Raw genomic sequence first — 12,965 nt, 5'->3', positions numbered from 1 at the left:
TATAAAAATACCAGGGAAATCCGGAAACAAAATAACTGGTGTGACGAGAGGAAAGCGGACACAGGCGATCTGTAACGGGCAGATAAATAAGGTGTTCCAATTTGGGGCAACCGCTTCATGCTACGGGAAAGGATGAAAAATGATGTTAATCTTAAATACTGATGAACAAAAAAGCTTAGTAGATATGAATGAGGTCATTGAATGTGCAGCTGTCGCATTAAAAGAATTTTCAGAAGGAAGAACAATTACACCGATTCGTGCTGCATTACACTTTGATGGTGATCAAAATACTGCTCTAGTCATGCCTTCTGTGGCTGAAGAACTCGGTACCCTTGGATTAAAAGTTGTAACCGTGGCTCCTCACAATAAGAACTTAGGAAAGAAAACCATAAATGGCATTGTGATGCTGTCAGACTTCAAAACTGGAGAACCAATCGCTCTTTTGGAAGGTTCTTATTTAACTATGATTAGAACAGGCGCATTATCAGGTGTAGCAACGAAATATTTATCCCGTCAAGATTCAAAAAAGTTATGTATAATTGGTACGGGAGAACAAGCAAAGGGTCTGCTTGAAGCTGTACTCGCCGTTCGAGACATTGAAGAGGTTTTGCTTTATAACCGAACTGAACAAAAAGCACAAGAATTTAATGAATATATTCGAAAGAAATTTAATAAACGAGTACGGATATACTCAGATCCAAATAAAGCAGTACGCGAAGCTGACATTATTGTTACGACAACAAACTCCTCAACTCCGGTTTTTTCAGAGTCATTAAAACAAGGAGCACATGTCAATGCAGTTGGTTCATTTAGACCAACAATGCAAGAGCTGCCATCTCATGTCATTTCTTTAGCCGATAAGATAGTAGTTGAATCTAGAGAAGCAGCATTAGAAGAGACCGGTGATTTACAAGTTCCGATAAACGAAGGCATTTTTAAGCCTGAAGATATCTATGGGGAACTTGGGCAAATTGTAAACGGGGAATGTAACGGCCGAGTCAGTGATCAAGAAATCACCGTGTTTAAATCAGTTGGATTAGCTGTAGTCGATATTGTTGTAGCCAAATATTTTTACAAAAAAGCTGTTGAAAATAAGGTTGGGACCAGCATTCATTTATAAGTTTACAGATATTTACCCATCTCGAAAAATGTTTCTTTTTCAAGGGACTACAAATATTTGTTTCTATTCGCCACTCCACATTCTGAATGGGCATCTTCCTCTTTTTTAGGGGTGATGCTTATTTTTGATTGTGTTTCTTCCTGTTTTAACATCCGTATGTGCTAATGGAACCTGCAGGCAAACCATTTGCTTGATGACGCCCGCATCCCCCAGCTCACGCAGCTGCAAGACCAGCCCTTTTGCATGGATGTCAGGTATGAGATGCTTCAATTCATTTATTTATCTCCATGTGAAAAGAGCAGCACAGGCCGAAACTACCCCTGCTTCTGTTTTTTTCATTTAGAATGCGGCTGGCGGACTAACATGGCACCGGGGAACAGATTTTTCCGCGGACATGACATAATAAAAAACAGCTGCTCATAAAATTAACTAAATAATTAGAAATAAAAGAATATATTGACAACTAATACATTTTTCGTGGTACGATAGGATTGTTATTTGTCCAACAAGCAAAGGGGGAGAATGAATGAAAAAATGGAAAAGCTTATCATGGATTGTATTGCTGCTGACGCTTGTCATGGGATTGGCTGCGTGCGGAAGCGACAATGCATCAGGAAATAAGGACGGCGGATCTGCGTCAAAAGGATCAGAAAGCTACAGTCTGCTGACAGGGGGAACCGGCGGTACATATTATCCGCTCGGCGGTCAATTTGCAAACCTTTGGGAGGATGCCACAGGCGACAAATTTACGACGCAGACTACAGGGGCTTCTGCTGAAAACATGGCAACTCTGCAAAAAGGGGAAGCTGAAGTCGCTTTTTCTCAGACGGACATTGCCACTTATGCCATAGAAGGCAAAGAGATGTTTAAAGAAAAAATTGACGGAATCAAGGCGATTGCTGCCCTGTATCCTGAAACTGTACAGATTGTGACAACGGAAAAAAGCGGAATCAACTCGGTTGAGGATTTAAAAGGCAAAACGGTTTCCGTGGGTGCTGCGGGAGCAGGGGTCAACATTAATGCCAAGCAGATTTTGGAGGTTCACGGGATGTCTTTTGATGACATCAAACCGCAAAACCTGTCTTTTGAAGAGTCAACCGACGGCATTCAGTCAGGCGCGATCGATGCCGCATTCATCACGGCTGGAACGCCTACAGGCGCTGTCGAAGGGCTTTCCGCACAAAATAAAATCAAAATTTTAAACATTGAAGAAGACAAGCAAAAAAAGCTGATAGAAAAGTATCCGTTCTATGCGGAGGATACGATCAAAAAAGGAACATACGGCATCGGGAGCGATGTGAACACGGTCGCTGTCAAAGCGATGCTAGTCGCATCCGACAAGGTGGATGAGGACACCGCCTATAAAATGACGAAAGCGCTGTTTGAAGCCGATAAAATCAATCATGCTAAAGGCGAGTTTATCAAGCCTGAAACCGCGCTTGAAGGATTGGGCGATATCGAAATTCATCCGGGAGCGGCTAAATACTTCAAAGAAAAAGGGATAGAAAAATCATAAAACCCAGGAAGATAAGCGATGAATAAGCCCGGACAATCGATAGACCGTTGCAATGAAACATCGGTCTATCGTTTTTCTATTCGGCAGGGGATATGGAAAAATGGGGAAATTTAAAATCTTAAAACGGCTCGTGCCGGTGCTGATCATTGCCGTTTTTGCAGCGGCATGCCTGATTCCTTATCAGACCGCCGTCGTGTTCGAGAAAGAGGACAGCGGCGAGATCATCGCTTTTCTTCCCCTCCAAAAGAAGAAAAGCTTTGATGTGGTCTATACGCATTCCATCCATCGGACAGAAGTGATCGAATCGTATGTGTGGGAAAAAGGGATGATTCGGCAGACCGCTCTAACCTATCATGATCCGGCCGTCGGAATGCCTGCAAACGCAGAACAAGGTGAAAGGCTCGTCATCAAAAACGGCATTTACACCATTTCGAACATGAAGAGAACCTTTCCGTTCATCGATATGCGGATCGGCAGGGTAAGGGCGAATCACAGGATCAAGTATTCAGGCGCTGAACATGAGTTAAAGCGGTACATCCGTCCCGGCACATGGACAAGGATGAGTGTCCGAAAACTAAATGTTTTGCAACAACTGAGGGGAGTGAAGATCAATGACTGAGCAGCTTTCGGAAAAAGATCAGCAGGAACTGCTGGAGAAATACGATCCTGAAGCGGGAACGAGAAAGCTCAAAGGATTGACAGGGGTCATTGCATTTGCCGGCCTGCTCGCTTTTTCTTTGTTTCAATTATACACAGCCATTTTTGGTGTTTTTCCGGCTCAAATTCAAAGGTCCGTTCATTTAGGGTTTGCGCTCGGTCTGATTTTTTTACTGTTTCCGGCGACAAAGGGTTTACGAAAGACAGGCAAATTCAAAGTCGCCTGGTATGACGCAATCTTAGCCGTGTTAGGAGCAGGCGTCGGCGCATATTGGGTCGCCAATTATGAAACGATTGTAGGCGGAATCGGATTGATCACGGAAACTGACTTTTATGTTGGGCTCTTGGCTGTCCTGCTCGTATTGGAAGCGACGAGACGGGCTGTCGGACTGCCGATTACGATCATCGCCGGCCTGTTTCTTTTGTATGGCCTTTACGGGTCGTATCTGCCGGGCTTTTTGTCTCACAACGGCCTGACGCTGGAACGGCTCGTTCAGACGATGTATTTTACGACGGAAGGGATCCTGGGCACGCCGCTCGCTGTGTCCTCGACTTTCATCTTCCTGTTCATCCTGTTCGGTTCTTTTCTTGTCAGGACAGGAGTGGGGCAGTATTTTAATGACCTTGCTGTAGCCATAGCCGGACGAAGCACGGGCGGACCGGCAAAAGTCGCGATTTTCTCAAGTGCTCTTCAGGGAACAATCAGCGGCAGCTCTGTCGCCAATGTCGTCACTTCCGGATCGTTTACGATTCCGATGATGAAAAAACTGGGCTATAAAAAAGAATTTGCCGGTGCAGTCGAAGCTTCCGCATCTACCGGCGGACAGCTGATGCCTCCGATCATGGGAGCCGCCGCCTTTTTAATGGTTGAGTTCATCGGCGGAGGCATTACGTACTGGGATATCGCGAAAGCCGCGATGATCCCGGCTGTTTTGTACTTCACGGGCATCTGGATCATGACGCACTTTGAAGCGAAGCGCCTTGGCCTGCGCGGATTAACGAAAGAAGAAATGCCGAACCGCAAGGAAGTATTCAAAAAGATTTATTTGCTGCTTCCGATCGTTTCGGTCGTCTTTTTGTTAATGTCGGGCATCACGGTCATGCATGCCGCTTTGTATTCGATCGTTCTGGCGATCCTGGTCGGTTTGTTCAACAGGGAAACGCGAATGGGCGTTAAAGGGATTGTGCTGGCTCTCGCGGAAGGAGCGAGAATGGCGCTTTCCGTTGCGGCGGCAACGGCTGCTGCCGGTATCATCGTCGGAGTCGTCACAAAGACGGGTCTCGGCCTCAAACTTGCAAACGGCCTGCTCGATTTGGCAGGAGGTGCATTATTGCCTTCGCTCTTTTTGACAATGATCGCCGCTCTTGTTCTAGGAATGGGGTCGCCGACGACGGCAAACTATGTGATTACGTCGACGATTGCAGCGCCAGCCTTGATTTTGCTGAATGTTCCTGATCTGTCGGCCCACTTGTTCGTGTTTTATTTCGGCATCGTAGCTGACATTACGCCGCCCGTTGCTTTGGCAGCATTTGCCGCTGCGGGGGTTGCGGGAGGAGAGCCGATCAGAACGGGGATCAATTCAGCAAAGCTTGCGATTGCCGCTTTTATCATCCCGTATATATTCGTCCTGTCTCCGGAGCTTCTCATGATTGACGCGCATTGGTATGAAATTCTCTGGGTGGTCTTTACCGCATTGTCCGGCATGATCGCCATCGGCGCCGGCATGATCGGATTCTGGATGAGAAAAGTGTTCTGGTTTGAAAGAATACTGGCGGCCGCCAGCGGTCTCCTGCTGATTTATCCGGAAGGCTATTCCGATATGATCGGTCTCGGCATATTCCTTTTGCTGTTCGTCCTTCAGCTGATGTGGAAGCGGGACAAAAGCCATCCGGAAGAGATGCAGGCTTTAAAAGCATAAATAAAAACAGCCTTCACAATTGAAGGCTGTTTTTTTATTAAAGCGGCCACCAATGAAAGCCGTCTTTTGCGAGCAGGTCATCAGAAGCTTTCGGCCCCATGGAGCCTGCCTCATAGTTAGGGGAAAGGGTTTTGTTTTCCTCCCAGTTTTGAGAAATCGCATCAACAAAACTCCAGGAAAGCGCAACTTCATCCCAGTGGGCAAAGTTTGTCGCGTCTCCGTGCAAACAATCTAAAATCAGCTTTTCATAAGCTTCAGGCGTGTTGATGCCGTCCCCGCAGTTATGGCAGTAGTCGAGCTTGATCGGCTGGGCAAAAGTGCCGCCTCCCAGTTTCCTTGCGTTTAAATGAAGGGTGATGCCTTCATCCGGCTGAATATGAATCACCAGAAGGTTAGGGTGCATCGTGTTGCCGTTTCCGTAATACAGATTCATCGGAATGTCTTTAAATTGGACGACAATTTGCGTTGATTTTTTCTGCATCCGTTTGCCTGTCCGGATGTAGAACGGCACACCGGCCCATCTGAAGTTGTCGATCAGCAGTTTGCCGGCAACAAACGTTTCCGTATTTGAATCTTTTTCTACGTTTTGCTCATCGCGATAAGCCGGTACCTGTTTTTCGTCAACGACTCCCACGTCATACTGGCCGCGCACAAAAAATTGATCGACTTCGTCTTTTTGAATCGGACGAAGGGCTCTGAGCACCTTTACTTTTTCGCTGCGGATCTCTTCTGTGTTCAGCTTGATCGGCGGTTCCATCGCAAGCAGCGCCACCATTTGAAGAATGTGGTTTTGCACCATGTCTCTAAGCGCACCCGATTTTTCATAATATCTCGCTCTGTCTTCCACACCCAAATCTTCACTTGACGTAATTTGAATGTTCGAGATGTATCTGTTTGTCCAAAGCGGCTCAAAAATCGCATTGGCAAAGCGGATGACTTCGATGTTCTGCACCATTTGCTTTCCTAGATAATGGTCAATCCGATAAATTTGATCTTCTGTAAAGGCTTCACGGATTTCCTGGTTCAAGGCTTTTGCGCTCGGCAGATCATGTCCGAAAGGCTTCTCGATAACAAGCCTTGACCAGCCTGTTGTTGAAGTGACACCCTCTGATTTTAGGAACTTTGCAATCGTTCCGAAAAATTCAGGAGCCATCGCTAAGTAAAACATCCGGTTATTCGGAATATCATATGTACTTTCCAGCTTCTCTATAAGTTCGTTTAATTCCCGGTATGAGCCGGAATTTGTAACATCAAAAGGATGATAGTAGAAGTGAGATGTAAACTCGTCCACATCCTTTTCGTTTAACGGAAACTTCGAAACCGATTGCTGTACGGTACTGCGAAAGTCTTCATTTGTCCAAGGGCGTCTGCCGACTCCGACAACCGCGAATTCATTTCCGATTTGTCCGTTTTCGTAGAGCCTGTGGATAGAAGGATATAGTTTTCGTTTTGCCAAATCCCCTGTTGCGCCAAATATTACGATAACTGCTTTTGGTTCCATTTGATCTTTTTTCAATTAAACGTACCTCACTTTATTCGAAGCATAAGTTTATTTTCTTCATTTTAAAGCTAATAATCCCTTAAAGCAAACATTTGAGATCGAATCGTATGAAAAGTTTACTGAAAACGGGCAGGGTATTTAGTTGCATAGCCTGGCGCGAGGCCGGCGTTTCTTTTTTTCAAGACTTCCTGTATGCTTGTGATAGATGAAGTTTTTAGCAGGAGGAAAGGATATTGGAGTTATTATTTTTAGGAACGGGAGCGGGCATCCCCGCAAAAACGAGGAATGTCACATCCGTTGCATTGAAGCTTTTAGAAGAAAGGCGGTCTGTTTGGCTGTTTGACTGCGGGGAGGCCACACAGCATCAAATTTTACATACATCGATCAAGCCTGGAAAAATTGAAAAGATTTTTATTACCCACCTTCACGGCGATCATGTATACGGGCTTCCGGGTCTTGTCAGCAGCCGCTCTTTCCAGGGAGGAGAAGGCCCGCTGACCGTATACGGACCGCAAGGAATCAAAACGTTTCTTGAAACGGTGCTTGACGTATCGGGGACGCATGTCACATATCCGCTTGTGATTAAGGAGATTGAAGAAGGGACAGTCTTTGAGGATGACCAGTTTATCGTGACGGCGAGAAGCGTATCTCACGGCATTCCCGCTTTTGGGTACCGCGTGCAGGAAAAAGATGTTCCAGGCGCGCTTGACGCTGAAGCATTGAAAGAGATCGGAGTCTCGCCGGGCCCTGTTTATCAAAAGCTGAAAAACGGGGAGACGGTCACATTGGAAGACGGCCGGAAGATTCACGGGGCAGACTTTATCGGGCCGCCCAAAAAAGGGCGGATTGTCGCCCTTTCCGGAGATACGAGGCCGTGCGAGAATGTGAAGAAGCTTGCTGAAAAAGCCGATGTCCTCATCCATGAAGCAACATTTGCGAAAGGCGACAGGGAGCTCGCTGGCGACTATTATCACAGCACTTCAGAACAAGCTGCCGAAACAGCGCGGGAAGCCTGTGCAAAAAAACTGATTTTAACCCATATCAGTGCAAGATATCAGGGGGAAAACGTGCTGGAACTGGTCAATGAAGCAAAAACGATCTTTCCTGATACCGTTGCAGCTTTTGACTTTTATGAGCATGAGATCAAAAGAACTTAATTGGCCATTCGAAGCTTCTTTGTTCCGACAAATGCGGGACGAGAAGCTTTTTTTATTGACACGGTTCTAAAATGATGTATAATAAAGCGTAATGATTACGTTTTGATAAGGAGGACAACATGAGAGTAAAAATTACATTGGCGTGTACCGAAACAGGGGACCGCAATTATATTACGACAAAAAACAAACGTACAAATCCGGATCGCCTGGAATTGAAAAAATATTCTCCGCGTCTGAAAAGGCACACGATTCACCGTGAAACAAAATAACAAAAAACCAGCAGACTGTCTGCTGGTTTTTTGTTTAATTGGCGGCTTGATAGGTGTATGTTTGCTGCTGTGCGGCATACCACACATCATAGATCGCAAGCTGGACGATGTGCGGCTCATCATGATGGATCAAATGCGAGCTGTTTTTCGCCTGAATCCAGCCGCTTTGATGCGAAAGAGACAGCAGTCTGCTGTGAAGCTTCAGCCACTCGTGATGAGCTTGTTTCGCCGCCTCCGTCCTTTTTCCCGCCGAGAGGACGAGTAAAGGAACCGAACCGAGGTGTTTCTTTTCCTGCTTCAATATGTCAAGGCTTTGTTTAAAGTCCTCATGGGACCCTTCGATCGCAAACTGTTTGCTGTAGTCTTCTTTTAATGTTTCCGGAAGAAGAGGCAGCACTTTTTCCTCCTGATCTTCACAAGCGGGATCAAGCAGCACCATGCCGATGACTTCATCGCTGTACCGGCTTGCAAACAGCCTTGCAATGACGGCGCCGAACGAATGGGCGACAAACAGGTAAGGCGGTTTGACGCCTGCTGCTGCAAGCAGCGCTTTTAGTTCCTCCACCATCTGATCCGCTGTTCTTTTGCTGCTGCTCGGCCCGCTGTTGCCAAGATCTGCACGGTCGTATGCAAACAAGCCGAGATCTTCGTCTATATCGGATAAAATGGGCTGCCAAGTCGTTGAAGAAGCACCGTAGCCCGCTTCAAAAATAATGGTTGCGTTCTTTTTTCCTTTTCTCTGCTTTGTATAAAACATGCACCCTTCAACTGTATATATTCTTTCCGTTATGGTCATAGAGGTCATCCTCTCTCTGTATATGGTGTTCTATTAGGAAAGACGCACAAACAAGGATGTTCGTTTCTCACGAGTTGAAAAAAAGAAATATCCCGCCTTGAGGCGGGATATCAGCAACTTACCAGGCCCTGTCGTACTGAACAGGTCCTTCAATTTTTGTGTTCAACTGTTTGGCAGCGGTTTTCGGCCAGTATGGATCTCTCAGCAGCTCTCGGGCAACGAAAATGAGATCAGCGCGTCCATTTTGGAGGATTTCCTCAGCTTGAAGGCCACTTGTGATCAACCCGACTGCACCTGTCTGAATCTCGGCTTGAGCGCGAATTGTATCGGCGAAGCCGACTTGGTAGCCTGGGAAGACGTTGATATCGGCAGGCACGACAGCGCCGGAGCTGACATCGATCAAATCAACGCCCTGTTCTTTCATCCATTTGGCGAATCCGATATAATCGGCGACATCAAGGCCTTTTGTTTTGTAGTCTGAAGCTGAAACGCGTACGAATAATGGCCCGTCCCAGACTTCTTTTACAGCGTCGATGACTTCGCGAAGCAGTCTGTAGCGGTTTTCCGGTGATCCTCCGTATTCATCCTCGCGTTTGTTGGAAAGTGGTGATAAAAATTCGTTGATCAAATATCCGTGGGCTCCATGAATCTCTATGATGTCAAAGCCGGCGGCTTTCGCGCGTTCAGCTCCTTTTTTGAAAGCCTGAACGGTTTCTTTTATGTCTTCTTTTGTCATTTCAACAGGTGTTCGCGAATTTTCGTCGAAAGGAATCGCTGAAGGCCCGTAGATTGTACCTTCGACCTCGGCTTTTCTTCCGGCGTGCGCTAATTGAATCGCCGTTTTGCTGCCATACGGCTTGATTTGTGACGTTAATGCGGCAAGTCCGTCAATATGCGCGTCATCCCATATGCCCAGATCCTGATCTGAGATTCTTCCCTGCGGGGTGACGGCGGTAGCTTCTACCATGATCAGTCCGACTTGTCCGACGGCGCGGGAGATGTAGTGGGTCATGTGGAACGGCTGTACTTTTCCATCCTTTTCATGGGAGGAATACATGCACATCGGCGACATGACAATCCGGTTTTTTAGTGTAACTCCTTTTAAACTCCATGGTGTGAACAGTTTTCGATTACTCAAATTTTTCGCCTCCCGTAAGTTTTCGACTCGATTATACCAATTCTGTCCATTCTCGTCATATAAACTGCTCAAGTCATTTCCATATATAAGAATGTTCAGTACAATAAAGTTGTTCACATTCTATTTTTTACTAAATACGATATCGCATACACCTGCGAAAAAACAGTGAAAGAGGGGGCTTGCTTTGTGAAGTGGCAGACAGTGGAACAACTGAAACGGCTGCTCATTTCTCTTGTTCAATACGAAAGCATCTCAGGCACGGCCGGAGAAGTGGCGCTTGCGAAGTATATGCATGATGTCTTAAAGGACCGTTCGTACTTTCAAAAAAATCCTGAATACTTAAAGCTTCACCCGATGGAGGACGGCCGTTATTTTCTAACCGCCCTCGTCAAAAAGGAAGAGAAATCAAATACGGTCCTCCTCTTGAGTCATTTTGACGTGGTCGATACGGCAGACTACGGAGAATTCAAACATATGGCATGTAAAGTCCCGGAACTCATAGATTTATTAAATGATAAAAAAGAACTTTTGTCCGAACGGGTCAGAAGAGACTTGGAAAGCGGCGAGTGGCTGTTTGGAAGGGGAAGCATGGACATGAAAGCGGGTCTCGCTGTTCAATTTTCGATGCTGGAACGGGCGATGAACGGAGAATTTGACGGAAACCTTCTATTAATTACGGTTCCGGACGAAGAAGTCAATTCACAGGGGATGCTTGAAGCAGTACCCGCACTGAAAGCTCTAGAAAAAGAATTTGGCCTTCACTATACATCGTGCTTAAATTGTGAGCCGATGTTTGAAAAACATCCGGGAGATCCGAAGCAGTACGTCTATTCAGGAAGCATCGGCAAAGCGCTTGCCGGATTTTTCTGCAAAGGGGTTGAGACGCATGTCGGCGAGCCGTTTGCAGGGGTGAATGCAAATTTAATGGTGTCTGAAATCAACAGGCTGCTCGAATTAAACGTCGACTATTGTGAAGAAGCGGACGGAGAGGTGACGCCTCCCCCGGCCAATCTGATGCAAAAAGATTTGAAAGAGGCATACTCGGTTCAGACCCCTCACACAGCAGTGTCGCTCTTTAATGTACTGATGATGCAGCGTTCCGCCGCCGAGCTCCATCGCATGCTGCTCGATACAGCCAAGGAAGCGGCCGCTAATATCCAAACAAATATTGAGCGTAAAACGGCTGAATATCAGCGTTTTGAAGCATTCACGCCAATGAACCCGACCATTTCCGTGCTGACGTTTGAGGAGCTGTGGAACAAAGCGCAGGAAAAGGCCGGGAAGCCCGAGGCGGAACGCATACTCAACTTTGCATTTGCCAACAGAGGGGAGCTTGGAGACCGCGACTTTTCAACGAAAATCGTCTCTGAATTGGCTTCACTCTGCAAAGAAGATGCTCCGATGATCGTTCTGTTTTACAGTCCGCCGTTTTATCCGGCTGTCTCCTCAAAGGACGATCCTCTGATCCGAAAGGTGATGAGAGAAGTGAAGCAGTATGCGGCTGACAGACACGGACTTGAATTTACAGAAGTCCAATATTTTCCCGGCCTGTCCGATTTAAGCTACCTTCAGTTGCAAAAACAGTCTGTCGATGCGTTCACATCCAATATGCCGCTGTTTCATCACGGCTATTCACTGCCAAAAGGACGCGAAAACGCACTGTTTGTGCCGGTCATCAATATCGGGCCGGCCGGCAAAGACCCTCATAAATGGACGGAACGTCTCCATGTGCCGTTTTCATTCGGAAAGCTGCCCGATATCCTCCGGTTGGCGATACACAAGCTTCTCTAAGTATACGGGACCGCTTGGAGAAAAACCGGGAACAAGCGAAACGCTGTTTCCCGGTTTTTTAAATTTTGGCCGCAAACATATCCCTGAGTTCCGCGGAACGAATCGCCGCTTCTTTGACACAGGATATGACGGTCTGTTCAAATTGATGGTCGTCAAGCACCCGAAGGCCTGCTTCCGTTGTCCCTCCGGCGCTTGTGATCTCTTTTCTCATGACAGAAGGATCTCTGCCGGTTTCAAGCATTTGAGTCGCCCCTGACATCATATCGATAATCAGCTGTTTCGCCGTTTCTTCTGGAAGCCCCAATTCGGCAGCCGACACCTGCAGAGCTTCGACAAACCGATAAACAAAAGCGGGGCCGCTTCCGGCTACGGCTGTCACCGCATCAAGGGCAGATTCCTCAACGATTGTAACGCTTCCGACCGTCGCAAAAAGGTCAGCCGCTTCCTGCATCTGCTCTTTCGTCACGAGCGGGTTTGCCGCAAAGGCTGTAGCTGATTTTTGAATGGCGGCCGATGTATTCGGCATAGCCCTCACAACAGGCAGCTCAAGCCCGGCATAGTGCTGGATCGTATGAATCGGAATGCCTGCAAGGACGGAAATCAGCAGCTGTTCTTTCCGCAAATAGGGGCGGAGTGCGGCCATTCCGTCAGCCGCGTCCTTTGGCTTCATCGCCAAAACGAGTGTATCCGACCGGGCGGCGACTTTTGCCGTATCGGCTTCTCCGCATACCCCGTATGTCTCGCTTAATTCACGAAGCCTGGCCTTATTCGAATGATTTGTAACGAATATCGCCTCAGGTTCCATTGCACCGCTTTTGACAAGCCCCTTAATCATCGCTTCAGCCATCGAACCGGCTCCGATAAATCCCATTCGTTTCATTTTGATTCCTCCTTCTAAAAAACAAAAAAACCTTTCCGTCTTCACAAAGGACGAAAAGGTTTCGCGGTACCACCTTCATTAGCATATACATGCTCAGCTCTTGCCCCGTAACGCGGGATACGTTTAGGTTTGCCTAAGCGCTCAGAGGGCAGGTTCAACAGGCAAGCGGGCTGTGAAATCTTTCAGCCGTGGATTTCACTCTCTTTAGCCATTGCTCGTTT

12 protein-coding genes and 1 other annotated feature (1 of these 13 running past the window's edge) are annotated in these 12,965 nt (G+C 47.0%); of the genes, 7 read left to right on the top strand and 5 right to left on the bottom strand.

Going from position 1 to position 12,965, the window contains the following annotated elements:
* Positions 1 to 142: 142 nt before the first annotated feature.
* Positions 143 to 1,120 carry an ornithine cyclodeaminase family protein gene (locus tag BTA31_RS18315; protein WP_043927798.1) on the top strand — a complete coding sequence of 326 codons (978 nt, stop codon included), beginning with the start codon at positions 143 to 145 and terminating at the stop codon, positions 1,118 to 1,120.
* 105 nt (positions 1,121 to 1,225) lie between these two features.
* Here the strand turns inward: BTA31_RS18315 and BTA31_RS22440 are convergent, their stop codons facing one another.
* Complete coding sequence (locus BTA31_RS22440; RefSeq protein ID WP_158039134.1) at positions 1,226 to 1,390, bottom strand: helix-turn-helix domain-containing protein; 165 nt, start codon at positions 1,388 to 1,390, stop codon at positions 1,226 to 1,228.
* A gap of 256 nt (positions 1,391 to 1,646) precedes the next feature.
* On the opposite strand from BTA31_RS22440, the gene BTA31_RS18310 reads away from it, so the two are divergent.
* From BTA31_RS18310 to BTA31_RS18300, 3 genes are all read left to right on the top strand, one after another.
* Entirely contained in the window at positions 1,647 to 2,636 is a 990-nt protein-coding gene (locus tag BTA31_RS18310; protein WP_076793444.1) for a TAXI family TRAP transporter solute-binding subunit, read from the top strand.
* A 100-nt stretch (positions 2,637 to 2,736) separates the two neighbouring features.
* The gene (locus BTA31_RS18305; protein ID WP_043927796.1) at positions 2,737 to 3,255 is read left to right on the top strand and encodes a DUF1850 domain-containing protein; all 519 of its coding nucleotides are present in this window, start codon (positions 2,737 to 2,739) and stop codon (positions 3,253 to 3,255) included.
* Positions 3,248 to 5,212, top strand: coding sequence for a TRAP transporter permease (locus BTA31_RS18300; RefSeq protein WP_076793443.1), 1,965 nt, complete (start codon positions 3,248 to 3,250; stop codon positions 5,210 to 5,212). The genes BTA31_RS18305 and BTA31_RS18300 overlap by 8 nt, the downstream gene beginning before the upstream one ends.
* Before the next feature lie 37 nt (positions 5,213 to 5,249).
* Here the strand turns inward: BTA31_RS18300 and zwf are convergent, their stop codons facing one another.
* The gene (zwf, locus tag BTA31_RS18295) at positions 5,250 to 6,713 is read right to left on the bottom strand and encodes a glucose-6-phosphate dehydrogenase (RefSeq protein ID WP_076793498.1); all 1,464 of its coding nucleotides are present in this window, start codon (positions 6,711 to 6,713) and stop codon (positions 5,250 to 5,252) included.
* Between the two features lie 233 nt (positions 6,714 to 6,946).
* On the opposite strand from zwf, the gene rnz reads away from it, so the two are divergent.
* Both rnz and rpmG read left to right on the top strand, forming a co-directional pair.
* The gene (rnz, locus tag BTA31_RS18290; protein ID WP_076793442.1) at positions 6,947 to 7,870 is read left to right on the top strand and encodes a ribonuclease Z; all 924 of its coding nucleotides are present in this window, start codon (positions 6,947 to 6,949) and stop codon (positions 7,868 to 7,870) included.
* A gap of 119 nt (positions 7,871 to 7,989) precedes the next feature.
* Positions 7,990 to 8,139: a 50S ribosomal protein L33 gene (gene rpmG, locus BTA31_RS18285; RefSeq protein WP_003183271.1), complete on the top strand. Its 150-nt coding sequence runs from the start codon at positions 7,990 to 7,992 to the stop codon at positions 8,137 to 8,139.
* 34 nt (positions 8,140 to 8,173) lie between these two features.
* On the opposite strand, the gene BTA31_RS18280 is transcribed toward rpmG, so the two are convergent.
* The gene (locus BTA31_RS18280; RefSeq protein ID WP_076793441.1) at positions 8,174 to 8,935 is read right to left on the bottom strand and encodes an alpha/beta fold hydrolase; all 762 of its coding nucleotides are present in this window, start codon (positions 8,933 to 8,935) and stop codon (positions 8,174 to 8,176) included.
* 118 nt (positions 8,936 to 9,053) lie between these two features.
* The gene (gene namA, locus BTA31_RS18275) at positions 9,054 to 10,073 is read right to left on the bottom strand and encodes an NADPH dehydrogenase NamA (protein ID WP_043927791.1); all 1,020 of its coding nucleotides are present in this window, start codon (positions 10,071 to 10,073) and stop codon (positions 9,054 to 9,056) included.
* A 186-nt stretch (positions 10,074 to 10,259) separates the two neighbouring features.
* On the opposite strand from namA, the gene BTA31_RS18270 reads away from it, so the two are divergent.
* On the top strand, positions 10,260 to 11,864 hold the full coding sequence (locus BTA31_RS18270) for a M20/M25/M40 family metallo-hydrolase (protein ID WP_076793440.1): 1,605 nt from the start codon (positions 10,260 to 10,262) through the stop codon (positions 11,862 to 11,864).
* 58 nt (positions 11,865 to 11,922) lie between these two features.
* Here BTA31_RS18270 and proC read toward each other — a convergent pair whose 3' ends face one another.
* Positions 11,923 to 12,744, bottom strand: coding sequence for a pyrroline-5-carboxylate reductase (proC, locus tag BTA31_RS18265; protein WP_076793439.1), 822 nt, complete (start codon positions 12,742 to 12,744; stop codon positions 11,923 to 11,925).
* Positions 12,745 to 12,787: 43 nt separating this feature from the next.
* Positions 12,788 to 12,965, bottom strand: a binding site (T-box leader) (it continues 24 nt past the right edge of the window).

It is taken from the genome of Bacillus haynesii, assembly GCF_001969855.1.
In the GTDB taxonomy this organism is placed as follows: domain Bacteria; phylum Bacillota; class Bacilli; order Bacillales; family Bacillaceae; genus Bacillus; species Bacillus haynesii.
The sequence above is the reverse complement of the archived record's forward strand: the minus strand, read 5'-3'. Positions and strand labels throughout refer to the sequence as shown.

Coding starts and splice junctions, on each gene's coding strand:
- BTA31_RS18315 (WP_043927798.1), top strand. CDS start 143: ATGTTAATCTTAAATACTGATGAACAAAAAAGCTTAGTAGATATGAAT.
- BTA31_RS18310 (WP_076793444.1), top strand. CDS start 1,647: ATGAAAAAATGGAAAAGCTTATCATGGATTGTATTGCTGCTGACGCTT.
- BTA31_RS18305 (WP_043927796.1), top strand. CDS start 2,737: ATGGGGAAATTTAAAATCTTAAAACGGCTCGTGCCGGTGCTGATCATT.
- BTA31_RS18300 (WP_076793443.1), top strand. CDS start 3,248: ATGACTGAGCAGCTTTCGGAAAAAGATCAGCAGGAACTGCTGGAGAAA.
- zwf (WP_076793498.1), bottom strand. CDS start 6,713: ATGGAACCAAAAGCAGTTATCGTAATATTTGGCGCAACAGGGGATTTG.
- rpmG (WP_003183271.1), top strand. CDS start 7,990: ATGAGAGTAAAAATTACATTGGCGTGTACCGAAACAGGGGACCGCAAT.
- BTA31_RS18280 (WP_076793441.1), bottom strand. CDS start 8,935: ATGACCATAACGGAAAGAATATATACAGTTGAAGGGTGCATGTTTTAT.
- proC (WP_076793439.1), bottom strand. CDS start 12,744: ATGAAACGAATGGGATTTATCGGAGCCGGTTCGATGGCTGAAGCGATG.